Origin of the sequence: Selenomonas sp. GACV-9 (assembly GCA_900116485.1) — a bacterium.
GTDB lineage: Bacteria > Bacillota > Negativicutes > Selenomonadales > Selenomonadaceae > Selenomonas_A > Selenomonas_A ruminantium_G.
Genome location: FPAX01000010.1, coordinates 42,086 through 68,344 on the forward strand (window position 1 = coordinate 42,086; position 26,259 = coordinate 68,344).

The window sequence follows — 26,259 nt, forward strand, 5'->3', positions numbered from 1 at the left end:
AGTTATAAAGAACCGCCGCATGACGTCTCCATCGTCCATGCGGCGGTTTCTCCCTGCTCAACGCTCATGCAGGATATAATCTACGTCTTCATCGATGATCTGCAGCATCACATCGGCAAACTCCGGATCGAACTGACTGCCACGGCCCTTGGCAATCTGATCACGCACGACGTTCTGCGGCAGGATATCGCGGTAGCTGCGTTTCGACGTCATCGCATCATAGGCATCAGCCACAGCGATGATGCGCGCATAGATGGGAATCTCAGCTCCCATCTTGCCGTCGGGATAACCCTTGCCATCAAAGCGCTCATGATGAGAACGCGCGCCAATCGTCAGCTCAGGGAACTCTGCCACGATCTCCAGGATCTCGGAACCGATAACAGTATGTTCCTTGATCTTGCTGTATTCTTCATCCGTCAACTTGTCCGGCTTATTGATGATTGCCTCTGGTACACCAATCTTGCCGATATCGTGGAGCAGCCCCATGAAGTATATCTTCTGCTGTTCCTCCTCGTGCCAGCCAAGCTTATAGGCAATGAAACGCGCATATCTGCCCACGCGCTGCGAGTGGCCGCGCGTATAGGCATCCTTGGCATCGATGGTCTTCGCCAGCGCCATGACCGTCTCCTCGAACAGCCGCTGGCTCGATGCCAGACGTTCCTCAGCCAGACGCGTCTGCCGCCTGACCTCGCTGCGCAGATGGCGGTGCAGATACTGCAACTCCAGTACCTGTTCCACCTTCTTGACCACGATGATTGGCACAAAGGGCTTGCGCACGATATCAAAAGCGCCCGCCATCGTAATGGCCGCTTCAGCCTTCTGACTCTGATCCGTCGTCATCATGATGACCGGTATATCCTTTAGCCGCTCATCTTCACGGATACGTCGCAGCACCTCAAAGCCATCCATATCCGGCAGCTTATCGGAAAGCAGCACGAGCTCAGGGCAGTTGTTCCCCATGTAGGCCAGTGCCTCGCTGCCCGCCGTTACGCCCCAGAGGTTCACGCGCAGTGCCAGGATATTCTTCAATTGTTTGCGGTCAGTCTCGCTGCCATCTACCACCAGCACCGCAGACTGCCGCATCAAATCCATTTGCATAAATTCATATCACCTGTAAGAACTCTTATATCCGAAACAATTATATTCTTATAATTATCAAAAATTTCCCTATTATATTTTGCCTTGTTTCACTCAAAAAAGCAAGAGCCCCTACCTACAAATCTTTCAGAGCCGCTCCCTGCTGGACCTGCTGCTCGATAAGCCGCCCTACCGCCGCAGCCAGCTGTTCGATACGCTCGATGCGCGCCACCTGCTGTCCGTATATCTCCCGCGCAGCAGAACTCACGCCCTCACCAGCCACCGTACTGTTCACCAGGCCAATCAGCCGGATACCTTGCTGACGCAGCGCTTTTGCTGCCGCCGCTGTATCCTGGATGGCCGGTGTATCCATATAGCGGCGGCTCATGAGGCCACCGGCCAGTGGCAGCCCAAGCTCGTCACTCGGATTCGCATCGGTGAGCACGAGCAGCAGCTGTTGGCGGCCTGCAGCCTGGCGCAGCAGCTTCGCTGCTGCCGGCAGGGCCAGTCCATCCCGGTTCCAGCCACGCGTTGCATAGTCGAACACGCCCTCCGCATCGCCAGCAGCAAAATCCTTGAGCTGGCTCAGCACCGTAATCCCACTCAGGCTGCAGAACGCCAGGACCTGCACAGGAATCCTGCACGCCATGAGGCTCATGGCAATCGCATAGGCTTGGGCAGCAATAGTTCCCTGCTGTGCCCGCCGGGACTCCGATGCATCGAGCAGCAACGTCACATCAAAGTCAGACTGCTCATCCACCTGCCAGGCAGTAAACACACGGCTGTCCTCAAGGCATACTGCCCGCCATACCCTGCCGGCAGTAAAACGCCCCTTATGCGCTGGCAGGGCAAGTGGCTGCTGGTATACGCTCAGGCAGCTCTTCAGCCGCTCACACAGCTGGCGCATCACCAGCCGGCAGCGCACCTGCTGCTCCTGCCAGAAGCCCCGATTCGCAAGGCTTGCCGGATTCGCGCCCCCCTTGGCATAGTAGAGCCGCACCTTACGATGACTACCTCGGCAGAGCTCCTGCTCAATGCGCAGCCGTTCTGCCTCGGGAAGCAGCGGTACACCAAAGTCCCGCCGTACCTTTGCCATTGCGTCCTCCGCCGGCAGCGGACAGCTTTCCACGCTGCCATGGCCAGCTGCCGACCTGGCAGTATTGCCCAGACGCTGTACAGACGCTGCCGCCTCATGCGGCACGAACCGGCGCAGCCAGGCACTGACGCAACTGCCTAAAGGGATGTGCCAGCTTCGCTGTTGGCCGGTCATCAGACGGAACACGAAAAAGCGCCGCAGGATCCCTTCTGTGCGCTGGATGATCTCATCCGTTGTGATCTCGGCCGGATAGTCAAGGGCGGCATAGAGGCATTTATCCCAGGGATTGCGGATGCCTGTCGGACCGCCTAATATCTCATGGCAGCGTCCGGCCTTCAGCGTATGGACGATTTCGCTGCGCAGCATAAGACTCTGCATGGACACATCGATATCATCGCGCAGGAATTGCCTTGCATGCTGCTGCCTCAGCTCAGCCAAGGCCGGCCGCACCGGCAGTTCCCGCTGATACACCGCCTGCTCGATACCCAGCCAAAGGATATCCTCGAATATCTCGTGCAACAGGGACCGATCGAGCTGCCGGACATATGCAGCTAATTTCTCCGCATCATAAAAGCGATGGGCCAGTCCCACGATGGAATTCAGATAGACATCCGGCGTCCCATCACGCTGGAACGCCAGGAAATCCGGTCGGAAACCGTATTCGCCAGCCGCTGTCCAGACGATGTTGAGCGCCCGCCGTTCGCGGCTTTCCCTGCCAGCTGTCTGCATATGTGCCTCCGCCCTCAATCAAAAAGCTCTGCAGCCGTCATGCTGCCTGCAATGCGCAGGGCAATGGTATCCTCCACGAGCTCGCGTTCCTCGGCATCAAAGCACTTGTTTACCAGCCCCATGGCCAGCGCCTGCCGCACGCTCAGCCCCAGCTCGATAAGCCGCAAGGCATCGAGCAGGCCGCGCAGGTCCACCGCTTTGCTGCTGATCTGAGCATGTTCGCACTTCTGCTGCAGGTCGAGGAACAAGGCCGCAAACTGCCGCCGCCCCGGCGTCATGAGCCGCGGGAACTCCGCGGCCAGCAGCCGCTCCACGCCATCGCCATCAAGCACCGGCAGCTGCAGGATCACGAAGCGCGAAGCCAATGCCTCGTTGAGCTCCCGCGTTCCCGCATAGCCGTGATTCATCGTCGCAATGAACCGGGCTGCCGGATGGATACGTAGCCGCCCATAGCCCGGAACATCGAGGATACGCCGGAAATCGAGCAGCGAATGCAGGACCGCCAGCGCCTCATTGCGAGCCATGTTGATCTCATCGAGCACGCCAAAGCCGCCGCTTTCCGCGCACGCATAGACAGGCCCCGGACGGAATTCCACAGCTCCCTGCCGAAAGGTATCTGTGCCGATCAGATACGCAGCATCCATGTTGATATGGAACGATACATTCCAATCCGGACGCCCGAAGGCTGCCGCCAGATTCTCGGCCAGCACATTCTTTCCTGTGGCTTTTGGCCCTGTGAGCAGCAGATTCTCTCCTGCCAGCATAGCCGTGACAGCCGCCTCGATGATCTCCCGGCCATAGTAATGATACCGTGGTGCTGCTAGCGGCCGCTGTCCCTGCCACGGATACTGCTGGCGAAAGCGGTCTACAGCCGTCAGCAGTGTTTCACGCAATCCCTGTTGCTGCCAAAACTCTCTCATGACGCATCATCGTCTCCATTCGGGTCAGTTGCGCACGGTAATCTGGATATCCGATGCCAGGCCGCTCTCGTTGATGGCCCCCGTGATGATCTCCCCGAGGATATGCCCCCAGTCGATGCCACCGCCCGATGGACGCCGTGGCTGCCTCGAAGGGCCTCTCCGTTCCGGCTCAGCCTGAGGATATGCCATCTCCTCAGCCCGCTGCATAGCTTGGTACATCTCACGGTCCGTGTGGTCCGATGCATCCCAGGCCAGCTTGAGTTCCTCATAAGCATCCTGCCAACGGCGGCGGTCATAGTAAATCAGGCCGCGATAGTAATGCGACCGCCAGACTGGATAGATACTGTCGTTATGCGGCGTCCGCTGTGACTCACTGAAATTCTCCAACGCCATATCATATTCGGCCAGCTCATAATAGGCCCGTCCACGCAGATAGTAGGCGTATGCGAGCGGACTGTCCGTCACAGACTTGTCACCTATTACCTGACTGAGCTCACTTATGGCCCGCGACTGCTCGCCGCGCTGGATCATCGCCACACAGCGGTCGAATACCTGGCCAAGGTCATACTGCGATTCGAGTTTCGTCCCGATCTTATCCTTCTCCGCCCCCTTGGCCTTCCTGTATTTTTCCAACAGCTCTTCATTCTGTTTTTTCAGCTCATCCCGCTCTTTCTGCAGCTTCTCGAGCTTGGCACGGTTATCCATCATGGCCTTGAGATCGATATTATCCGTATCTACCTCCGCCGTGATCGTCACTTTATAACGCCAGACACCATTGGTAAGATCCGGCTCAGCCTTCTCATCGGTCACCTTGAGGATTGCCCCCGATATGACCTTGACATCATCTTCACTGAGCTGCATATTCTGTGTCTTGGAGTAGCTCTCCACATAGACGCCAGCTTTCTCAGTTGCCACGCGCATGGCCTCCTGCCGGGCGGCATCCTTAGCTATCTTCGGCGAGTCATTCTCGCCCATCGTATAGGTTCCTGACGCCGTAATGACCTGTGGTGCTGCCTCGCAAGCCACCGTCCCTATGAACATCATGATTGCAGCCAGCAGGCCAGTAAGAAATCTCCCCATATATACCACCTTTGCCTCTTATCCTCCCACAATATCTACTATTATGTATCTTCATCATAAGAAAATCAGTTGACAATGTCATTAATCCCAATTAATATTTCGATTAAATCGCTACTAGGAGTATTTCTCCAAATCCAGCAAAAGTCCTGCCTACGCAAAAAAGGTCTCCGATTTCTCGGAGACCTCATACTCTCAATGGAGCTGATTATAGGACTTGAACCTACGACCTGCTCATTACGAATGAGCTGCTCTACCAACTGAGCTAAATCAGCAAAGAAAAATGGAGCTGATTATAGGACTTGAACCTACGACCTGCTCATTACGAATGAGCTGCTCTACCAACTGAGCTAAATCAGCAATCTGTCAATCACTTCCGTAACTGACAGGATTAATTATAAGCGATGACAATCATCCTGTCAACACTTATTTTTTATTTCTTACATTCTTCTGAGACCGAACCAGCCGCACGATGCATCCCAGAATACCTGCGTCTGGAAATCTACATGGCCATAGCCATCCGTGCTTGTCACCACGAGCTGCTGATCGACGATGCGCGAGGACAGCTGATGCCAGCGATCGACGCGGAAGCCGATATTGGCTAAGCTGTTCCAGGATACATATGTCGTCCACTGGCCCATATGCTTGCCCACGAGCCAATAGCCGCAGTTCTTGCCATTGCCGCCGCGCGTTGCGATGATCTCAAACAAGCGCTTGCCTGGATCTGCCGTCTCGATCGCCCGGACACTGAACTCCACTCCCGTATACAGGCCATCAAAGCTGTTGAACGACATGAAATCCTTGGTACCGTCGGCACTCATCAGTCGCATGACCTTGCCATCGGCGACGAACTTGATCTTCTCGCCATCCTGATCTGTTGCCGTTACCGTCTTGTCGGCAATCGTCATGCTCTGACTGATTCCCGTGACGACCATGGCGTCGGCCTGGCCCTGGGCAAATACCATAGCGGCTGCAAAGCCAGCGGCTGCAAACAATCTGCTGATTCGATTCATGATACATACACTCCTATCTTTGTTTCCATTCCTCTGGAAACTATTCTACCATCCAAAAATATTAATTCAACATTTATCTGCATATTCCTTCTTTCCAGCAATAAGTATGATATGCTACAATGAAGCCAGATATTCAGGGCTGTTCTGGCCGCAAAATGGAGGCATGACATGCGGGATATTCGGCTGTTGCTCATCGAAAATTCCATATTCTTCCGGGATGCCTGTGCTGATGCCCTGCTGAAGCGGCTGCCATCCGGCAGTCTCATCGAACGGGCTGGCGATCCCATCGAGGCACAGAGCAAGCTGTCACTGTTCCGCCCTTCCATCCTGCTCATGAATTTCGCCATGGGCGTCATCACGGTTGACGGCAATCCATTCCTGCCCCTGCTGACTAGTCAGCATCCAGGTCTGCCCATCATTACCTATGGGCTGCTGAGCACCAGCCGCCGCACGGCTTTGGGCTGCGGCGCTATCGCCCACGTCCAGAAGCCCGGCCCCAATCAACCCCTTGACAGCTTTTTTGACGAATTAGTCCAGCTGATTACGAGCCAGACACCAACGGATAAAGTCGAACACACTGACGTTGGCCCGGGCGCTATCGTCACGCGTGAGATTTGGACAGCAACTATGCCCAGCAAAGGCTGGCTGCCACTGTCGTCTGCAGCCCAACAGGTCCTGCACACGAAGGCTGCCCCGCAGCCTTCGCCGCCCATCGCGCCTTCTGATACACCACCAGTCACACCATTGCCGCCGGCATCGCCACCGCCTGTTTCACAGCCGGCAAATCTTGCCAAGGCACAGATCCAGCTGATTGCCATCGGCTCTTCCACAGGCGGTACCGAAGCTCTGTCAGCTATCCTGCCCCAGCTGCGGCCGCCACTGCCTGGCATCGTTGTCGTCCAGCATATCCCGCCGATGTTCTCCCGTCTGCTGGCGGAGCGCCTCAATACCGAGTGCGTCCTTGACGTCAAGGAAGGCGCATCTGGCGACATTGTCCGGCCCAACCATGTCTACATTGCCCCTGGCAATATGCATATGACCGTCCAGCGCCAGGGCACCCAGATGGTACTCGATTGCCATCCCGGCGAACCTGTGCACAGCTGCTGCCCTTCGGTCGATGTATTGTTCGAATCCGTTGCCAGGGAAATCGGCAGCCATGCCCTTGGCGTCATCCTTACCGGCATGGGCAAGGATGGTGCCGAAGGCCTCCTGCATATGCGTGAGCAGGGCTCACCGACCCTGGGACAGGACGAGGCCAGCTGCATCGTCTACGGCATGCCCAAGGCAGCCTATGACTGCGGCGCTGTCGAGCGGCAAGTAGCACTTGACGGCATGGCAGCTGCCATCACCTATGCCGCCCGCACCTGAATGCAAAAAGCAAGGCTCCAGGCACATGCCTGGAGCCTTGCTTTTTTTGCCGTGCTGCACGATCCTCAAAGCTTGAACTTGCCGATAGCCGACTGCATATCGGTGGCCATCTTGGCCAAAGCCTGGGATGCCGCAGCAATCTCCTCATTGGAAGCTGACTGCTCTTCAGTCGCCGCCGAAATGCTCGACGTGCTTTCCGCCGTCTTACGGCTGATGGTATCGATGGAATCCACCGCCTCGACGATATGGCTGGCACCATCGGTTACTGTCTGCACCGAGGCATTGATCTCTTCCATCTGCGTGTTGATGCCGTTGACCATCGACAGGATATCCGCAAACTGCGCACCGACCTCGCGGATAGCAGTCGTACCAGATTTCACTTCGTCCGTCCCCGCCTCCATCGACTCGACAGCCTCAGCCGTATCCTTCTGGATTGACGCGATGCGCTCCTTGATCTGCTCCGCCGACTCCTGCGACTCAGCCGCCAGCTTTCTGACCTCCTCAGCCACGACAGCAAAGCCACGGCCGTGTTCACCGGCGCGTGCCGCCTCAATGGCTGCGTTGAGTGCCAGCAGGTTCGTCTGCTCGGCAATCGACGAGATTGCCTCAACGATCTGACCGATCTTCTGGCTGTTCTCGCCGAGTTTCTTGACCACCTCAGCCGACGACATGACACTGGTCTCGATATTGCCCATGCGCGCTACTGCATTCTCCATGAGCTGTGAGCCCTTCTGGGCAGCACTGGCTGTCTGGGTCGATGTATCTGAAACAGTACGCGCCTTCTCTGCCATGGAGTTGATATCCGTAAATACCGTATCGACATTCTTCTTGGCCGCATCGATATCCTTGAGCTGCTCAGCCATGCCCTGGGACACATCGCCGACGGTCTCAGCTACATGGACCGAGGCATCAGCCGACTGCTGGGCATTGGCCGTGAGCTCCTCCGACGATGCCGCCACCTGCTCTGAAGTCGTCGCCATCTGTGAGATCAGTTTGCGTAGATTGCCGCTCATCGTATTGAAGGCCTGGGTCAAAGCGCCAATCTCATCCGCCGACATCACTGGCAGATCTTCCATATGCAGATTGCCATTGGCCAGCTCAGTGGCATGATTCTCAAGCCCTAAGATTGGTGTCGTGATGCGGTTCGCAAAGGTCAGGAACACGAACATCGTGAGCAGCAGCCCCACCACTGTCAGGACACCATAGATGATCTTCAGATGATTGAGCGATGCAAAGACAAAGGATTCCGGCACGGCAATGGCCATGACCCAGCCAGTTGTCGGCACCGTCCGATAGGCAAACAGCTGCGTCGCACCATTGAGCTCGATCTCGAAATACCCCTTCTCCGTCTGCAGCATCTCATCAAAATGCTTGCCGACACCCTCGACGTCCTTGATGTTCTTCATCGCCTCGCCAATACCGGTCGTAGCCAGGATATTGCCAGAGCGCTCCATGATGAGGCCGATACCCTCGCCATGGTATTTCATCTCCTCGGCCTGCTTGTCGAGCACGTCGAGCGCGATATCCGTGCAGGTAGCACCGATGAACTGGCCCTCATTCTTGATTGGCGTTGCCACGGATACGACGAGCTTGCCCGTGCTGGCCGCTACATAAGCCTCGGTGAACACCGTCTTGCCCGCAGCCTTAGCCTCTTTGTACCAAGGACGCTGTGTCGGATCCTTCTTGCCCGTCTCATCCGGCGAATAGAATACACCGAAATACCCATCCTCAAGACCGATGGACATTTCGAGGATTTCCTTGTCCGAAACGATCGTGCCCATCGTTGCCTTGGTCTTGATGCGGCTCATATCCCCCTTCATCTCGGAGGCCGTGTTGGCCGTACTCACATCAACAGCCTTCTTTTCGCGCAGCCAGCCATCCAAGGTGGCCGCATCGCGGGCTACCGTTGCCCTGAGTTCTGTCTCGACACTTGTCTTCAGGTCACTGCTGGCCATATAGTAGCCGATAAGCGACATGACAGCCATGAGAATGCCCACAACACCTGCGAGCGTCAGGAATTTCTGTTTCAACCCCATGATACATACCTCTTTCCTTGCAATTCATCTCCCTAAACATCACTATTGTTTTCTATATTCGCGCTTTCCTGCCTGAACTCCTGCCAATAAAAAACTGCCATCGCTATGCGATGACAGTTTTTTCAGGCATCATGTTTTCTTTCGCGATAGAGGTAGCCTAGCCACAGAGCCAGCAGCCAGACCGGCAGCAGATAGACGGCCAAGGCCATATCGGGAATCTGCAGCATGAAGTACCAGACAGCAGCCAGGAACGCGATGCAGATATAATTGACCGCCGGATAAAGCGGCGATCTGAACTTCGTAACCTTACCCTGCTCACGGCAACGACGGCGGAATTTCAGATGGGTGATCGTGATCGTCATCCAGCTGATGGTCGCCGCAATCGTCGCAATCGACATCAGATACATGAAGATCTTGCCCGGGAAGAAATAGTTGAGCGCTACGCAGATCAGCGTGATGCCTGACGAGACGAAGATGCCCTTGACTGGCACGCCGCGTCCCGACAGCTGTGCGAGGAACTCCGGCGCCTCATCCTTGCTGGCCAGGCCGTAGAGCATGCGGCTGTTGCTGTAGATGGCCGAATTGTAGACCGACACCGCCGCCGTGAGGACGACGAAGTTCAGGATATGGGCTGCGGCCGGCACGCCGACATGGGAGAAAATCTGCACGAAGGGGCTGGCCTCAGCACCGACCTGATTCCACGGCCAAAGTGCCATGAGCACTGCCATCGTACCGACATAGAAGAGCAGGATGCGCCAGATGACCTGATTGATTGCCCGCGGGATAGTCTTGTCCGGCTCCTCAGCCTCGCCAGCCGTGATGCCGATGAGCTCAATGCCGCCAAAGGAGAACATGACGACTGCTGTCGCCAGCGCCAATCCCCACCAGCCATTGGGCAGGAAACCGCCATTGACCCAGATATTGCTGAAATTATCAGGGAAGCTCTGCGGTCCCGCAAACAGCAGATATAAGCCCAGCACGATCATCAAGACGATAGCTGAGATCTTGATCAGCGCCATCCAAAACTCGAACTCGCCGTAGAGCTTGACATTGATGAGATTGATGGCCGTGATGACCACGAGGCAGACCAGCGCCGCAATCCACTGCGGCAGGTCAGGATACCAGAACTGCATATAGATGCCGACTGCCGTGAGCTCGGCCATCGACACCAGCACGTAGTTGAACCAATAGTTCCAGCCGGACAGGAACCCTGGAAACTTGCCCCAATACTTCGTCGCATAGTAGCTGAACGACCCCGATACTGGCTCATCAACAGCCATCTCCCCCAGCATGCGCATGATAAAGAAGATCACGATGCCGCCTAGCAGGTAGGCCAGCATGACCGCCGGCCCTGCCAGCGCTATTGTCGAAGTCGAGCCGTAGAAAAGTCCCGTGCCGATGGCGCCGCCCAGCGCTATCATCTGCAAGTGACGATTCTTGAGCCCACGTTTCATTTTCGTCGGTTCACTCATAGATTCATCTCCAATTCAAAGAATACCTGCCTATTATACCATTTCCCGCCACTGCTTTACAACATTACACCATTAAAAACATAAAACAAGTCCCGCATGAAGATGCGAGACTTGTTTCCTGTTCTTTCCTCAATAGCGCTGACGGTCTTTCAAGGCGCGTTCCACATCGCGCTTGGCCGCCTTGGCCTGCAGGTCCTGACGCTTGTCGTAGTTGTGCTTGCCGCTGGCCAGCGCGAGCTCGAGCTTGGCGCGGCCATGCTTGAAGTATACCTTGAGCGGCACAAGGGTAAAGCCCTTCTCCCGCGTCTTGCTGAACAGCTTGATGATTTCCGCCTTGTGCATCAAGAGCTTGCGGGTGCGCAGCGGATCATGGTTGAAGATGTTTCCCTGCTCATACGGGCTGATATGCATATGCTCGACGAAAACTTCGCCATTCTTGATGACGGCATAGCTGTCCTTGAGGTTGGCCTTGCCGGCCCGCAAGGATTTGACCTCGGTCCCCTGCAGGGCCAGTCCTGCCTCAAAGGTCTCATGGATGAAAAAATCATGACGTGCCTTGCGGTTTTCGCAGGCAATCTTGATGGCAATGTTTTTCTTCCCCAATAATGTTCACCTCACTGCTTTCAGTGGGAATAGTCATTTGCTGTTGGCCGTACCGCCCTCGGTCTTGCGATGCGGACGCGGACGGCGTTTCGGAGCTTTCTTGGCCTTTTCTTTCTCCTGACGGGCCTCCTCCCGCAGCTTGCGCTCATGATACCCCGGCGGATCCGGCCAGACGGCACTGTTCAGTCCCGTCACATAGACGCGATGGTAGTCACCTTCCTTGCCACCGCGGCGCTCCTCACGGTTGCGGCTGCGGTCGCCGCTCTTTTCCTTTGCCTGCGGGGCCTTGTCCCCACGCTTGCGGCCGCCCTTGGCCGGCTGGGCCTGCTCCTTCGCTGGCAGTTTTTCTCCCGAGGCGCCGCGTTTCTTCCCACGGTCACCACGGGAACGTTTCTTCTTCGGCTTTTCCTCGCCATCGACAGCAAACAGCTGCTCAGCGATAAGCTCATCGGGGCTGATGTCAGCCTTCTTCGGCTTGCGGTCATTGCGGCCCTTGGTCTTCTTATCCTTATCCTTGCCGCCCTTCTTGTCGCCTTTGCCCCCTTTGCCGGACTTGCCCTTGACGCCATTGCGGCCGCCGCGGACAGCGTTCTTCATGGCCTCGGGGTCATAGGCACCATTGTCCTTGAGCACGAAGTCAAGGTTGCGTTCCTCAACGCTGGCTCGCACAAGCAATACCTCCACTTCATCGCCGAGGCGGTACTTGGCCTGGGTGCGCTCACCGACCATCGCAAACTGCTCCTCGACGTATTCATAGTAATCATTGACCATCGTCGAGACATGGACCAGCCCCTCGACGCCGTTGTCGAGCTCGACAAAGATGCCGAAGGCCGTGACGCCGCTGATGACACCGGAGAATTCCTCGCCGACAAACTGGGCCATATACTCGATTTTCTTCATATCCGTCGTCTCGCGCTCAGCCTCGATGGCGATGCGCTCGCGCTGCGACGCATGGTCGGCCGTCTCCGGCAGCACGGTCTTGAGCTTGGCCTGACGCTCAGCTGGCAGCGTGCCCGTGGCAAAGGTCTCCCGCAGCAGGCGGTGCACGATAAGGTCCGGATAGCGGCGGATTGGCGACGTGAAGTGCGTATAGTAACGCGCCGCCAGGCCGAAATGGCCGAGGCTGAGCTCCGAATAACGTGCCTGCTGCATCGAGCGCAGGGCCACGGTGCTGATGATGCGCTCCTCAGGACGGCCCTCGACCTTCTCGAGTACCTTCTGCACATCCATCGGCTGGATCTGGCCAGCCTCGTCCTGACGGACAAACAGGCCAAAGGCCCCGAGCAGGTTGTTGAGACGCTCAATCTTCTCCGTCGTCGGCTGCTCATGGACGCGGTACATGAACGGCAGATGTTTCGTATCCATATGGCGGGCCACCGTCTCGTTGGCCGCCAGCATGCACTCTTCGATGATGGACTCAGCCAGTGAACCCTCGCGCTTGATCAGCGCAATCGGATGGCCCTTCTCGTCGAGCTTGACCTTTACCTCCGGCAGGTCGAAATCAATGGAGCCCCGGCGATGGCGCTTAGCCTTGAGCACGCCGCGCAGCTCGGCCAGCGTCTCAAGCATCGTGCCGATATCATGGTTGTCGGACAGGAAGGGTTCTTCCTTGTCGACCAGCACCTTATTGACGATATTGTAGGTCAGGCGGCGGTATACATGGATAACCGTCGGCAGGATCTCGTAGCTCGTGATCTCACCCTCTGGGGAAATCTGCATCTCGCAGGCCATCGACAGACGGTCAACGCCCGCATTGAGGCTGCAAATGCCATTCGAGAGTTCCTTCGGCAGCATCGGGATGACACGGTCGACAAGATAGACACTCGTGCCGCGCGCATAGGCCTCGCGGTCCAGCGGCTGATTCTCCCGCACATACCAGCTGACATCGGCGATATAGACGCCGAGGAAGAACGAGCCATCCTCATTCTTGCGTGCAAAGACACCATCGTCGAGGTCCTTGGAGTCCTCGCCATCCACCGTCACGATGGGCAGATTGCGGCGGTCGGCACGACCGCGGTATTCCTCCGGCGACGGCTCCTGTTCCACTGCATCGGCAGCTGCCTGCACATCCTCGGGGAATGTCTCCGACAGCTCATACTGGCGCATGACCGCCAGCACATCGACACCAGGATCGCCCACCTTGCCGAGCACCTCGATGACATCGCCCTCGGCATTGCGTCGGCCATCCGGCCACTTCGTGACCTTGACGACAACCTTGCTGCCCGTCTTGGCCCCATGGAAGAACTTCTTCGGCACGAAGATATCCTGGGTGAGTTTCGTGTTGTCCGGCGTCACAAAACCAAAGGTCTTGCTGCTCTCGAAGGTACCGACAATCTTCTCATTCGCGCGCTCCAGGATGCGGATGATCTCGCCTTCCCGCGAACGGCCCGGTTCCTCCGACGGCGTGACACGAGCCACGACGCGGTCGCCATGCATGGCCGAGCCCACGCCCGGGCCCGGTACGAATACGTCCGTCTCCTCTTCGGTTTCACGCACGTCAGGAATGATGAAGCCAAAGCCCTTAGCCGTCATGGAAATACGCCCTACCACAAGATGCATGCGGCTGGGTACACCGTAGAGGTCGCTGCGGTTCCGGATGATCGCGCCCTCCTGCTCGAGCTCCTCAAGAGCCTGAGGAAACTCCACCTGCTCCTCAAGGGTAAGCTCCATCTCCTCAGCCAGATCCTCAGCCAGCAGCGGCTTATAGGCGTCCTCACGCATATACGCGACAATTCTTTCTTTCAAATCCATAAAGTTTCTTTTTCTCCCTTTTCCTCGAAGAGCTCACCAGCTCTTGCGACTCGATTCTCCTGTCCGGCACCACTTACGCGTCAGGCGCCTGCAGGAAGGCCGCAGCCTCAGCAAATACTTTCTCGCGTTCCACTGCCACTGGCAGCAGATGGCCGGACTTTTCCAGCCAGCATATCCGGCGGATATGACTCTGTACATGTTCATAGATATATTCTGCACTGGCAGGTGCCGCCGTATGGTCATCATGGCTATGCATGATGAGTACCGGTGCCGTGACCTTATCGATACAGCCCTTCGTCTTCTCGATGACATCGACGAGCTCATGGACGCCGATGAGCGGCATCTTGCGGTATGTGTTGTTGACCGCCTCCGGCACTCCCTCGAGACGGCGGCGAGCTTTCGGGATGAACTGGTTGTTGCAGACCTCACGCGGCGGCAGGAACCTTATACCGCGTTCCTCCGCGATCTGGATAGGTGCGGCCAGTGTGACCACCTTGCCGATCTCCTCCTCCGTCGACAGGAGCAGTGCAAACAGGCCCCCCATCGAATGACCGATGACATCGATGGTATCACAGAAACCAGACAGCAGGGCATAGCCATCCCGGACGGAATCCATCCAGTCCTCCCAGGTCATATGGCTCATGTCCTCAACAGTCGTCCCATGACCGGCCAGCCGGACGCCAAGCACCGTAAAGCCGCGCGCATGCAGGTGCTGCCCCAAGAGCAGCAGCTCTGCCGGCAGCCCCGTAAAACCATGGATCAGCAGCACACCTTCCCTGCCTCCTGGCAGGAAAAACGGCTCTGCACCGGGTAATATCATCCTCTTGCCTCCCTCGCCATAATGCAAAACGCCCCTGCTCTGATACTGCAGAACAGGGAACGCTCTCTCGTATTAGTTGGTCATGCGGGCAATCACGATCGTAATGACCGCAAATAAGATCGCAAAAACCACGGTCACGCGTGCCAGCAGCGCATCCATTCCCCGAGCCTTGCTCGAGAACACGGTATCCGCACCGCCGCCCATGCCGCCCATGCCAGCGGATTTCGCTTCCTGGCCCAGCACCGACGCGATGAGGATAATTGCTACCAATGCATCTAATATCATCAAAACGGTAAGCAACATCTATGTAAGCCTCCCTTTAATTACAGTTTCCATATTATTCTACCATAGAGTAGCTCCCCTCCGCAAGAAAAAGCATCGAAAAACAAAAAAGGAGTCTCCCCGCAGGGAAACTCCTTGAAAAGTCTGATGGATCTATCAGATAGCGTAAACACGGATGGAGTTCGTGTTCTTGCCGACAGCAGCGCTGCTGTCAACTTTGATACCAGAGGTAACGATCGTCGTGTCGCCGCGTTTTACGTACTCGTTCTTGACAGCGGCAGCCGTAGCATTGCTGAGCATCTCGTCAACATCGTTCCACTCCGTGCCGAGGATCGGATATACGCCCCAACGCAGGTTCAGCTGACGGACAACTTTCTCGCTCGGCGTGTAAGCAACGATAGCTGCTTTCGGGCGATACTTGGAAACGACTTTCGTCGTGTAACCGCTCTCGGTCGGCGTGATGATAGCCGGAGCATCGAGCTCATAAGCCATCTGTACCGTAGCATGAGCGACTGCACGCGTACGGGACTGGAGATGCTCGAAGCCGCGCTCGATGAAGAGGTCTTTGTACTCCAGAGCGGACTCGATGCGGCAAGCGATGCGGTTCATCGTAGCGACTGCCTCAACCGGATAGTCACCGGAAGCCGTCTCACCGGACAGCATGATGGCATCCGTACCATCAAGGATAGCATTACCAACGTCGGAAACCTCTGCACGGGTCGGACGCGGGTTACGCTCCATGGAATCAAGCATCTGCGTAGCAACGATGACCGGTTTGCCAGCCTTGTTGCACTTGCGGATGATCTCTTTCTGGATCAGCGGCACATCCTCAGCCGGAACCTCAACGCCGAGGTCACCACGGGCAACCATGATACCATCGGAAACCTCAAGGATAGCATCGAAGTTCTTGACGCCTTCGAGGTTCTCGATTTTCGGGATGATCTCCATATGGCCATTGTGCTCCTCGATGAGCTTACGGATAGCCAGGACATCAGCCGGACGCTGGATGAAGGAAGCAGCGACAAAATCCATGTCCTGCTCGCAGCCGAAGATGATGTCTTTCTCATCCTGCTCAGAAATCGGCGGCAGGCCCAGCGATACACCCGGTGCAGCAACGCGTTTGCGCGTGCTCATTTTACCGCTGTTCTGGATTGTCGTGACAATGTCTTTGCCCTTGATCTCATCAACCTTGAGTGCTACGAGACCATCGGACAGAAGCAGCGTATCGCCCGGTTTTACTTCCGTATAGAGACCTTTGTGGTTGACGGAAACATGCGTCTCATCGCCCGGCTCATCATCATACGTCAGCGTGAACTTGTTGCCCTTCTCGAGCATGACTTTACCATCTTTGAACTCGCCCAGACGCATCTCCGGACCTTTCGTGTCCAGAACAAGGGAGATGACCTTGCCAGCCTTCTTAGCAGCCTCGCGTACCATGTTGATACGGTTCAGATGCTCCTCATGGTCACCATGGGAGAAGTTGAAACGGGCCAGGTTCATACCGTTTGCAATCAGCGCGTCGATAACGCCCGGTTTCTCCGTGGATGGTCCCTGCGTGCAGATGATTTTCGTCTTCTTTAACATGTTGTAAATCCCCACCTATTCTTTTTACTCCATATTATCACAAGCAGCCTGCCTCCGGTTGCCCGGCGTCGCTGTGGCAGGTTCTGCTCACGGCCTGAACATATGAGGGAACAATCCCTCTGACAGTTATTATTCTACACGTTTTGCCCCTATAAGTAAAACAATTTCCGCCATATTCTGCCAAAATAAATATTTTCTGAAAACACACGCCTTGTTTGAGATTCATTGGCTTTGTTCCCCCAAATAAACTATGCTTATTCGTATGATTCACGAGTGAATCGTAATGCGAAATTCTCCTTAATTTTTCAATTCGATTTGACGATATACCAATAGGGAGAGTTTGTGCGCTCCACTAAAAAAGAAAGGAGGGATCATCATGTCCACCATCTCATCCATGGCCAATGACACGTATACCCTGTACAAGATGGCTTCGGGCAATACCCCCAGCACTTCGTCCAGCAGTTCTGCCAGCTCATCTAACACTAAGGCCAGTGCCACGGAAAGCAGCGGAAACAGTACCAGTTCGGCATTTGCCACAGCGGCGGCCAATGTGTCCTCGCTGAGCAATCTCGTCAACGCGTTTTCCTCGTCGCACTCGACGAAGAAGACAACTGCCGCGCAGGATTCACTGACAGATCTCTGGTCCAGCTATACGTCCTCGGCCAGCTCATCAAGCAGTCTTGCGAGCCTCAGCTCGATTTCGGGTATCAGCACAAGTGCCTCCGAGCTCGTCAGCTCGTACGACGAAGCCAAGAAGGTCTTCTCGACCCAGTTTGGCTCTGCTATGAGCGATCTCAAGGACTCGGCCAAGACAGTCGCCAAGATGAACTACAGCTTCAGCGAAAGCGACATCACCACGGCAGAAGACGGCACCAAGACGTACAGCGATTCGCTCAAGAGCGCAATCAAGAACGTCAAGCAGCTCGTCTCTGACTACAACGATGCCCTGAACCTGACCAGCGACTACAGCAGCGTCAGCAAGCGCATGAAATCCTTGGCCAACACCTTTGCCGACACGACGTACCGTGCCGACACCTACAAGAAGATCGGGATCAGTGTCGACAGCTCCACCGGTGAACTTTCTGTCGATGAGGACAAGCTTGCTGCCGCCCTCGTGGAGAACGGCAGCCGCGTCAAGAATGCCCTGGGCTCAAGCGGCCTGGCCGGCAAGGCTGAAAGCCACGCCGACTTTGCCATCTCGCAGCAGGACAAGGCATTCCCATCGATGCAGAAGATGCTCGGCAATCAGCTGTCACTGGCATCGGCCTACACGAATCCCAAACTTCTCTCAGCCAGCGTGCAATATGGCATGATTGGCAACCTTCTGAGTATGTCACTGTGACATATCCAATCCTTTCTTGCGAGCCTGTCTCATTTTTGAGGCAGGCTTTTATTGACAGCAAACTAGGACTTTGGTACTATAGGATAAAGGATAAAGGATTGGAGTGTACCCGCCTATGACGACGGAAACCATGCCCGCAAAAGAAGTTCTCCAAGAAGAACAATTCATCCACATCACAACCAGCAATGAGGACTATCGGCTGGACCTGCACGGGATCATCGCTGAGATATCCCTGCGCTATCTGGCCATCCATATCGATTGTGTCCCAGAGACTTTCCTGAATGTGCCCACTGATGATGTTGCCCTCGAATGCGCTGTCACCGGCAACGGCTGCGTCTACCGGTTCACGACCAGTTTCCGCAGCAGCTCCGTGCTCGAGGAGATGACCTGGTATCTGGAAAAACCTGACACGGTCGAACGCGTCCAGATGCGCCGCTTCGTCCGCGTTCCCATTGCCCTGCCCATGCTGGTCAAGATCCCTGGCCGCTACGGCAACCTGCGCAATGCCACGATCACTACCCTCGTCGATATCAGCGGCGGCGGTCTCTGTTTTGCGTGCAACGAGGAAGTTCCGCTGCAGTCCCGCGTCGCCATTGCCATTCCCGGACTGCCCCTTTACGGCACGCTCAAGACCGATGCCATCGTCGAGCGCTGCACCCCCATCGAGGTGCCTGCTGGCACCGTGTACCATATCGGCGTATCACTGGAAGACCGGCTTACCCTGCGGCAACAGGACAAGCTCGTCCAGAGCGTCTTCTATCTGCAGCGCGATTACCTGAAGAAAGGCCTGCGCATGCCGCACCTTGACCATACGCATCCAAACAGCGAAAACTGAAACGACCTGCGGGAGATTTCCCGCAGGTCGTTTTTTTCATCAGAATTTCCACAAAGCTCCCATCTGAGCGCTGAAGCCACGCTGTTTGCCAACCCAGCCAGTCGCACCCAGGTCGATGGTCACCGGGCCACCAGGCTTGACCTGCCAGCCAAGTTCCAGCATGCCGCTGCCGCCCTTGATGCTCGGGCTGGGAGCCGCAGTACCGCCCCCATAGGTAGCTCTGGCATCGCCCGCAAATTCATGCTGATATGCCAGGCCGCCATAGATGCTGTTCTTGTCGTTTACCTTGTGGGTCAGCCTTGCTCCCACGCGCAGGCGGTGGCTGTCCACGCTGTCAAAATTCATGCCAGCCGTGCCTTTGGCTCCGGTCAGGGTATTGGTGATGGTAGCTGTCACATCATCCCCAGCCGTATGGCTGTAGAAATACTTCAAGTAGTAGTCCAAAGCATTATCATTGGCCAGTTCCACTACCTTGCCTACCCCCAGATGGGCGCTCCAGTAGCTGGAGCTGCTGTCGTAGCTTGCCCGGCGGGTTGCCGTCAGGTTGCAGGCATAATCGGACTTCACGTTGCCGCCGCGGATACTGCCCTCATAGTAGAGCCCATCGTTATTGGTCTGCCGTGCCATCAGGCCCACGCCCCAATAGCTGCTGTCGCCTTCGCCATGGGTGCCATCATCAAGATAGCTGTCATAACTTCCCCGGCCATATTCCACAATGGGGCCAAAGAGCAGTTTCCCGTCCTTGTTGGCCACTTCCCGGGCAAAGCCAACATTCAGTCCCATTCCCTTGCTGTCTACATGGGAGCCGCTTTCTGCCCGCAGGCTGGAACCGCCCATGGCAACAAAGGGTACAAACTGTCCCCGGACCTGCGTATTGAGGCTGTCGCGGATATCCTTCCCACTGCCGCTTTCCTGCTGCTCTGCCATATCCAGGGCCACTGCATTCGCCGCCTGCTGGAAACCAGCGCTGGCCAGCAGGTCACTGCCGCTGTTCAGCATAGTCACGGACGCCGCCCGGGTTTCCACCGGGGACTTCATATACTCAGCCGAATCATCAGCCGGTTCTGGCGTTGGCTCTGGTGTTGGCGTCGGAGTCGGAGTCGGTGTTGGTGTTGGCTCTGGCGTTGGAGTTGGTGTCGGCGTCACATTCTCCTTGACATTATCCACCGTGGCAATGATGGTATTCGCATCCTTCTTACTGATGGAAAGCTCATACTTGGTATCGGTGGTCCAGCCAGAAGGCACCGAAAACTCGCTGGTAGCCGTGATGTTATCGTCAGTAGTGACCCCTGATCCATTCACCAGCAGGTTCACCGTATTGCCCTTCACCAAGTTCACGCCAGACAGTGCTGCCAGGCCATAGCTTACGCCGGTAAGGTCAGTAGCACTGCCGCCATTGACGGTCAGCATGGTATCGCCGTTGGCGATATCCGCAGGCAGCAGGAAGTTGATATTCTGGAACCCGGAAATAGAGTTTACCGTATTGCCCTTGGAACCAAGGTTCAAGGTATTGCCAGTGCCAGAGGCATTGGTTCCACCCACCAGCTTGTCCAAGGCCACCGTGGTAAAGAGATTCACGGTATTGTTGTTGGTTTCAGCAGTTGCTGCATCATAACTTTTGGTACCGCCATACACCGACACCGTATTATCATTGAATTCGCCACCAGTAATGGTTACGGTATTATTGTTGGCCTCATTTTTTGCACCACCACCGGCAATATCTACATTCGCGAAGGTACCACCACGGATGATTACACTGTTATTCGTTGCCACCCAGGCCCTTGACGAGTTAGCAGTAGCATTAACCATTCCACCTGCGCCCAAGATATGGGTATTCGCACCACTGGTACCTTTATTGAAATTACCACCACTGATTTCCACGGAATTATCCGTGAGATTAACCGCCCCATTGGTTTGATTACCTGCCCGGTCACAACCAACTGCACCGGCAATCATATCGCCAGTGGCAAACGTACCATTCTTGATGATGAGCTTATTCCCCGAGGCTGTCGCACCTTCTGTAGTGTTTCCTGCCAATGCACCAGTAATATACCGCGCACTATTGAATGTCCCCGTGGTATCTATTTCCAGGACATTGTTTTCCAGCGTGATCTTCTTTACCAGCCCAAGGCTGTTTGAAAAGAAACCTGCCCCCATGATATGGCCGGTAGCATAGCTGTTCCCTGTGATAGACGCTTTATTATCATGGAAATCATATGTTCCGTCAAGAGTATAGTTCCAGATGCCAAGATGCACATACGCTGCCCCGAAACTTGAGCCACTTATCACTGCCGCATCACCAGAAAGGGAAACCTTATTGTTAGCAAAGGTAAAAGCATGGTCTTTTGCTGCCCCAGGGCTGGTCGTAATCGTCCAGCGGACAGCACCAACACCTTCGTTGAAATTCCCCGTTGTTACGCTTTTCTCGATTCCATTATACGTTGTATCCGCATCGGGTATGGAATCTACAAATACGGTTGCCTCAGCAGCAGCCTCAGCCATCGCCGGCGTGGCCAAAAAACAACCACAAGCCAAAGCCGTCAAGACAAACGTCCCTGGGGGGGGGGGCATATTAAGGCGCAAAAAATCAGCCAGTCTATGTTTCCTTTTCAAACTTTCCATACTCTTCATACATGAACACCCTTTCTTCCCTAAAATGAAGTATGAAACTCCTTGAATTTCTCCATACCTCCATTAATTCGCCATTCCCATCCCCATTCCTGCATCAGGAATCATTTTTTTGCCCGAGCAAAAAACGGCAGCAGCAAATGATTGCTGCTACCGTTAAGGTATGACTTTATGGAATCTTATTTCATGCGTTTTACCGTGAAACGGCCCTTCTCGACTTCCTTGCGATGGCAGTGGGGGCACTCATTCTCGATGAGGCCTGTATAGCCGCAGACCGGATCGCGGTCAACCGGATGGTTGATGGAGAAGTAGCCCATGTCAGCATCATGCATGGCACGGACGACACTCTCGAAGGCCTTGACGTTCTTCGTCGGATCGCCATCCATCTCGATATAGGCGATATGACCGGCATTCTCGAGGGCATGGTACGGCGCCTCGATGCGGATCTTATCGATAGCCTTGATCGGATAGTAGACCGGCACATGCGAGGAGTTCGTCATATATGCACGATCCGTGACGCCTTCGATCACGCCGTAGTTCTTGCGGTTGCTGCGCTGGAACTGGCCAGCCGTGGACTCGGCCGGCGTGCCGAAGGTCGACCAGTTCATATGCTCGTCTTCCGTATATCTGTCGGTTGCCGCCCGCAGATGGCCGACAATCTTGAGCCCCAGTTCCTGCGCCTCGGCGCTCTCGCCATGGTGCTTGCCGATAAGCGCCTTGAGGCACTCGGCCAGACCGCAGAAACCGATGGAGAAGGACGCATGCTTGAGCACATCCTTGATGCCGTCATCATTGGACAGTTTATCGCTGTCCATCCATACGCCCTGCCCCATGAGGAACGGATAATTGTAGACATGTTTCTGCTCGATGACATGCAGACGGGCCAGCAGATAATCATGGCTGAGCTCGATATACTTATCGAACAGCTGCCAGAACTTGTCCATATCGCCCTTGGCCTCCAGAGCCAATTTCGGCAGGTTGATGGTCGTGAAGGCAAAGTTGCCGCGGCTGCCGGATTCCTCCGGGCCATTGATGTTGCTCATGACGCGCGTGCGGCAGCCCATCGTCGCCACGACGCTGTTGTAGTTGCCCGGCTTGTAGTACTGCAGATTGTACGGCGCATCGATGTTCACGAAATTCGGGAACAGGCGCTTGGCACTCGTCTTGCAAGCCTGCAGGAACAGGTCGTAGTTCGGGTCCCCCGGATTGTAGTTGACGCCGGCCTTGAGCTGGAAGACCGAGATCGGGAAAATCGGCGTCTCGCCGTTGCCGAGGCCCGACCAGATGGCATTGAGGACCTCGCGGACGGCCAGGCGGCCCTCCGGCGAGGTGTCCATGCCATAGTTGATAGAACTGAACGGCACCTGCGCACCAGCGCGGCTGTGCAGCGTATTGAAGTTGTGGATCAGAGCCTCCATGGCCTGATGAGTCTCCTCGACGACATCGGCGCAGGCCAAATGATAGATGACCTTGGCCATCTTTTCCACACCGTCGGTGTCCTTATGGTAGACCTCAGTCAGCAGCGTCCGGACAGCCTGCTCAATGGCCGCAATCGAACGGTCAGCATCTTCATCCTCGGAGCTTTCCGTGTAATGGCACTCGCCGAAGACCATGACCTTCTTGAATTCCTGCTTGAACTCCTCTTCCGTGCCGAAATCACGGCAGGCGAACTGATAGAGCAGTGCCTTGTAGGCCTCATCGATCACGGCCTTGTGGAACGACTTGCGCACGCCCTCCGCCATCGCGTAGTCGAAGGCATTGATGGACTGGCCACCGAACATATCGTTCTGATTGCTCTGGATAGCGATGCAGGCCAGCGATGCATAGGCGCGGATACTGTTGGGCTCACGCAGGAAACCATGCCCCGTCGAGAACCCGCCGTGGAACAGCTTCAGCAGGTCGATCTGGCAGCAGTTGAACGTGATCAACGAGAAATCCTTGTCATGGATATGGATCCAGTTCTCCTTGTCCGCCTCGCGGAACTCATCCGTCAGCACATAGTTGTCGACGAAGTGCTTGGCACCCTCGGCACCGAGCTTGAGCATGATGCCCATCGAGGCATCGGTATTGATATTCGCATTGTCGCGCTTGAGATCCACGTCTACAGCGTCGGCAAAGAAGATATCGCGGTATGACGACATCAGATGTTTCTGCGCCGCCCGGCGTTCCGCATGTTTTTGACGATAGGTGATGTATTTCTTCGCCACATCGTAGAAATTGTATTTCATGAGCTCCTGCTCAACGATATCCTGGATCTCCTCCACGCTGATATTCACACGATCCTGGATATCCCACTCGACCTGGCTCGTCACCTCGTCGATGTCCCTATCCGTCATCATGTTGCCGCCATCAACATTGGCGCCAGCAATGGCATTGAAGATTTTCTCACGATTATAGGCCACCGTATGGCCGGAACGTTTCGTAACTGTCTTTAAGTTCATATACTAACCGGACATCACACCATATCTGCGATATCCGCTTACGCCTCCCCCTATATATTGTGGTTATAACTTGTCGTAACGGTATATATTGTACCAAATAACCTATTTTCTGGCAATGGCCAAAAGTCACAGCTATGTCACCCAAAAGGGGCAGAATCCTTTTTGCGCCTGCCCCCATTGCTAAAAAAAATATTTTTGATACGCAAACTATCTCATCAAGATACCAAATCCCTATGGGCGATCAAATTGACGGCACTACCAATTTCGTGTAGAATTGTCATTGGTTTTTCCGTTTATCTCTATTTATAGAAGGAAAGAAGATTATATATGAAACTATCAACGATAGACCAGGATAATATCATCCGCTGGTTCGTGGCTGCAGCAGTATATTTCATCTGCCTGATTGCCTTCTACATCGACATTGGCCAGGATATGGGTGCCCATTACTTCATGCCCATCCTGTTGCCGATTCTTGCGGGGCTCATGCTTGTCCCCTATGGCACCCGGGTGCCGATCTTCAGCAAAGCTGCCCTGCCAAATCTTTTGACAGGCCTTGGCTGGTGCGTGACCTTTCCGCTGCTCTACGCCTGGACGTATAGTGCCACCTGGTATCAGTCCAAGATCTGCTTCGACTTTGTCGTGGGCACAGCAGCGTTTATCCTGTTGATGGCCTTGGAAGGAGCGCTCTTCCGACTGGGCTGGCCAAAGCTCATAGCCGCCATCATGGCAGTGCTGAACTTCCTCGGCCTGGCAATCCCGTTCATCCAGGTGGTCTACTACTGCCTGTTCTGGCACTGCCTCTCGCCGGCCTCGCTGATGGCCCTTTACCTCACGAACTATCATGAGAGCATCGACTTCATCCAGTCGAACCTCGGGCTCGTGCCGACGCTCTTGATCTTTGCTGGCTTTGGCCTGTTCCTCTACGGCTGCTATCGCTGTCATCTTGCTTTTGCCCGCCGCACGCTGGCGGATGATACGACAGCTGGCCGTATGGGCGCCCTGGCCCTGCTCACAGCTGCTGCACTGGGTGCCCAGTCCTGGTACCTGCCCCAGACTTCGATTGCCGACCTCTGGAACGATGTCATCTCCTATGTCAACCAGACTCAGGAGTACAGTGTCGGTCACGATGAACGGCTGAACAGTCTCATGATCGACAGCAGGATGACGTTGGCCGCTAAAGCGCCAGGTACCGTCATCTTTGTCATCGGCGAATCAGCATCGCGCAACTACATGAAAGCCTACACCCCGGACTTCCCCTTTGAGGACACGCCCTGGCTCAGCGAAAAGCTCGCCCAGGGCGATCCCGGTTTCCTGAAGTTCGACAATGTGTATTCTTCCTGGTCCCAGACCGTACCGGTACTGCAGCGCGCACTGACTGAGCAGAGCCAATACAACGGCAAGGAATTCTTCGAATCGGCCTCGATCATCGACGTGGCCAAGAAATCCGGCTATGAGACCTGGTGGTTCAGCAATCAGGGCCGTTACGGCCAGTACGACAGCGCCATCACGCTTGTCGCCAAGACAGCCGACCATGCCGAATGGACTGACGACTCCTATAACTTCTCCGATAAATACGACGAGTCGCTGCTGCAGTATCTCTCGCAACTCGATCCCACCAAGAACAACTTCGTTGTCCTGCATGTCATGGGCAGCCATATCTACTACAACAACCGCTACCCCAGCGAGTTCAGCCGATTTGAAACGCCAGAAGGCGAGTCGACGGTCACTTCGCTGCCCTCCTATGCCAACAGCATCCTCTACACCGACTACATCCTCTCCCAGGTCTTCGATTACGCGCAGAAGAACCTGAACCTCCAAGCCATGGTCTACTTCTCCGACCACGGCGAGAACCTCGAGATTTCCCATAATCCGGATGTATTCAGCTTTGACATGGTCCGCATCCCCATGTGGATTTACCTGTCGCCAGCTTATCAGCAGGCACTGCCGGGCCATGCCCAGGCACTGCGCAGTCATCAGAGCCGCTACTTCACCAACGATATGCTCTATGACACCATCTGCGGCCTGCTCAATGCACCGTCAAGCCGCTACAATCCCGAGCAGGATTTTGCCAGCTCCACCTACGGCTTCCACCGTGGCAATCTCACCACCATGCTCGGCCAGCACCGCCTGACCGATGATCCTGATGGTCTGCCAGAGGAGCTGCCGCAGCCATAAAAAAAACGAC

The 26,259-nt window shown here is 55.5% G+C and carries 18 protein-coding genes and 2 tRNA genes; 4 read left to right on the forward strand and 16 right to left on the reverse strand.

The genetic code is table 11. The features are described 5' to 3' along the window. Positions 1–57 precede the first annotated feature (57 nt). From BM322_RS09205 to BM322_RS09235, 7 genes are all read right to left on the reverse strand, one after another. On the reverse strand, positions 58–1,098 hold the full coding sequence (locus BM322_RS09205) for an HD domain-containing phosphohydrolase (RefSeq protein WP_318254581.1): 1,041 nt from the start codon (positions 1,096–1,098) through the stop codon (positions 58–60). Positions 1,099–1,213: 115 nt separating this feature from the next. Continuing rightward, positions 1,214–2,902 (reverse strand): hypothetical protein, encoded by a 1,689-nt coding sequence (locus tag BM322_RS09210; protein WP_075429858.1) that lies wholly within the window; start codon positions 2,900–2,902, stop codon positions 1,214–1,216. A 14-nt stretch (positions 2,903–2,916) separates the two neighbouring features. Beyond that, on the reverse strand, positions 2,917–3,822 hold the full coding sequence (locus BM322_RS09215) for an AAA family ATPase (RefSeq protein WP_075429859.1): 906 nt from the start codon (positions 3,820–3,822) through the stop codon (positions 2,917–2,919). Positions 3,823–3,846: 24 nt separating this feature from the next. After that, complete coding sequence (locus BM322_RS09220) at positions 3,847–4,902, reverse strand: tetratricopeptide repeat protein (RefSeq protein WP_075429860.1); 1,056 nt, start codon at positions 4,900–4,902, stop codon at positions 3,847–3,849. 196 nt (positions 4,903–5,098) lie between these two features. Continuing rightward, positions 5,099–5,174 (reverse strand) — tRNA-Thr (locus BM322_RS09225). A gap of 9 nt (positions 5,175–5,183) precedes the next feature. Continuing rightward, positions 5,184–5,259 (reverse strand) — tRNA-Thr (locus BM322_RS09230). 80 nt (positions 5,260–5,339) lie between these two features. Continuing rightward, positions 5,340–5,912, reverse strand: a complete 573-nt coding sequence (locus BM322_RS09235) for a hypothetical protein (RefSeq protein ID WP_075429861.1) — start codon at positions 5,910–5,912, stop codon at positions 5,340–5,342. Between the two features lie 168 nt (positions 5,913–6,080). Between BM322_RS09235 and BM322_RS09240 the strand changes: the two genes are divergently transcribed. Next, positions 6,081–7,280 carry a chemotaxis protein CheB gene (locus tag BM322_RS09240; protein WP_075429862.1) on the forward strand — a complete coding sequence of 400 codons (1,200 nt, stop codon included), beginning with the start codon at positions 6,081–6,083 and terminating at the stop codon, positions 7,278–7,280. A 65-nt stretch (positions 7,281–7,345) separates the two neighbouring features. Here the strand turns inward: BM322_RS09240 and BM322_RS09245 are convergent, their stop codons facing one another. The 7 genes from BM322_RS09245 to pyk all read right to left on the reverse strand — a co-directional run bounded on the left by BM322_RS09245 (position 7,346) and on the right by pyk (position 16,828). Then, positions 7,346–9,316: a methyl-accepting chemotaxis protein gene (locus tag BM322_RS09245; protein ID WP_075429863.1), complete on the reverse strand. Its 1,971-nt coding sequence runs from the start codon at positions 9,314–9,316 to the stop codon at positions 7,346–7,348. A 122-nt stretch (positions 9,317–9,438) separates the two neighbouring features. Further along, positions 9,439–10,788, reverse strand: a complete 1,350-nt coding sequence (locus BM322_RS09250) for an amino acid permease (protein ID WP_075429864.1) — start codon at positions 10,786–10,788, stop codon at positions 9,439–9,441. 129 nt (positions 10,789–10,917) lie between these two features. Beyond that, the gene (smpB, locus tag BM322_RS09255) at positions 10,918–11,391 is read right to left on the reverse strand and encodes an SsrA-binding protein SmpB (RefSeq protein ID WP_075429865.1); all 474 of its coding nucleotides are present in this window, start codon (positions 11,389–11,391) and stop codon (positions 10,918–10,920) included. A gap of 33 nt (positions 11,392–11,424) precedes the next feature. Continuing rightward, positions 11,425–14,142, reverse strand: a complete 2,718-nt coding sequence (gene rnr, locus BM322_RS09260; protein ID WP_075429866.1) for a ribonuclease R — start codon at positions 14,140–14,142, stop codon at positions 11,425–11,427. 73 nt (positions 14,143–14,215) lie between these two features. Further along, entirely contained in the window at positions 14,216–14,962 is a 747-nt protein-coding gene (locus BM322_RS09265) for a carboxylesterase (protein WP_075429867.1), read from the reverse strand. Positions 14,963–15,034: 72 nt separating this feature from the next. After that, positions 15,035–15,247: a preprotein translocase subunit SecG gene (gene secG, locus BM322_RS09270; RefSeq protein WP_075429910.1), complete on the reverse strand. Its 213-nt coding sequence runs from the start codon at positions 15,245–15,247 to the stop codon at positions 15,035–15,037. Between the two features lie 153 nt (positions 15,248–15,400). Beyond that, positions 15,401–16,828, reverse strand: a complete 1,428-nt coding sequence (pyk, locus tag BM322_RS09275; protein WP_075429869.1) for a pyruvate kinase — start codon at positions 16,826–16,828, stop codon at positions 15,401–15,403. 376 nt (positions 16,829–17,204) lie between these two features. Here pyk and fliD point away from each other — a divergent pair, with 376 nt between their 5' ends. Both fliD and BM322_RS09285 read left to right on the forward strand, forming a co-directional pair. Then, entirely contained in the window at positions 17,205–18,170 is a 966-nt protein-coding gene (gene fliD, locus BM322_RS09280; RefSeq protein ID WP_075429871.1) for a flagellar filament capping protein FliD, read from the forward strand. A 115-nt stretch (positions 18,171–18,285) separates the two neighbouring features. Next, positions 18,286–19,005: a flagellar brake protein gene (locus tag BM322_RS09285; RefSeq protein WP_075429873.1), complete on the forward strand. Its 720-nt coding sequence runs from the start codon at positions 18,286–18,288 to the stop codon at positions 19,003–19,005. 39 nt (positions 19,006–19,044) lie between these two features. Here BM322_RS09285 and BM322_RS09290 read toward each other — a convergent pair whose 3' ends face one another. Continuing rightward, on the reverse strand, positions 19,045–21,549 hold the full coding sequence (locus tag BM322_RS09290; RefSeq protein ID WP_075429876.1) for a hypothetical protein: 2,505 nt from the start codon (positions 21,547–21,549) through the stop codon (positions 19,045–19,047). A 263-nt stretch (positions 21,550–21,812) separates the two neighbouring features. Then, positions 21,813–24,074, reverse strand: coding sequence for an anaerobic ribonucleoside triphosphate reductase (locus BM322_RS09295; protein ID WP_075429878.1), 2,262 nt, complete (start codon positions 24,072–24,074; stop codon positions 21,813–21,815). A gap of 327 nt (positions 24,075–24,401) precedes the next feature. Between BM322_RS09295 and BM322_RS09300 the strand changes: the two genes are divergently transcribed. After that, positions 24,402–26,249: a phosphoethanolamine transferase gene (locus BM322_RS09300; RefSeq protein WP_075429880.1), complete on the forward strand. Its 1,848-nt coding sequence runs from the start codon at positions 24,402–24,404 to the stop codon at positions 26,247–26,249. Positions 26,250–26,259 lie beyond the last annotated feature (10 nt).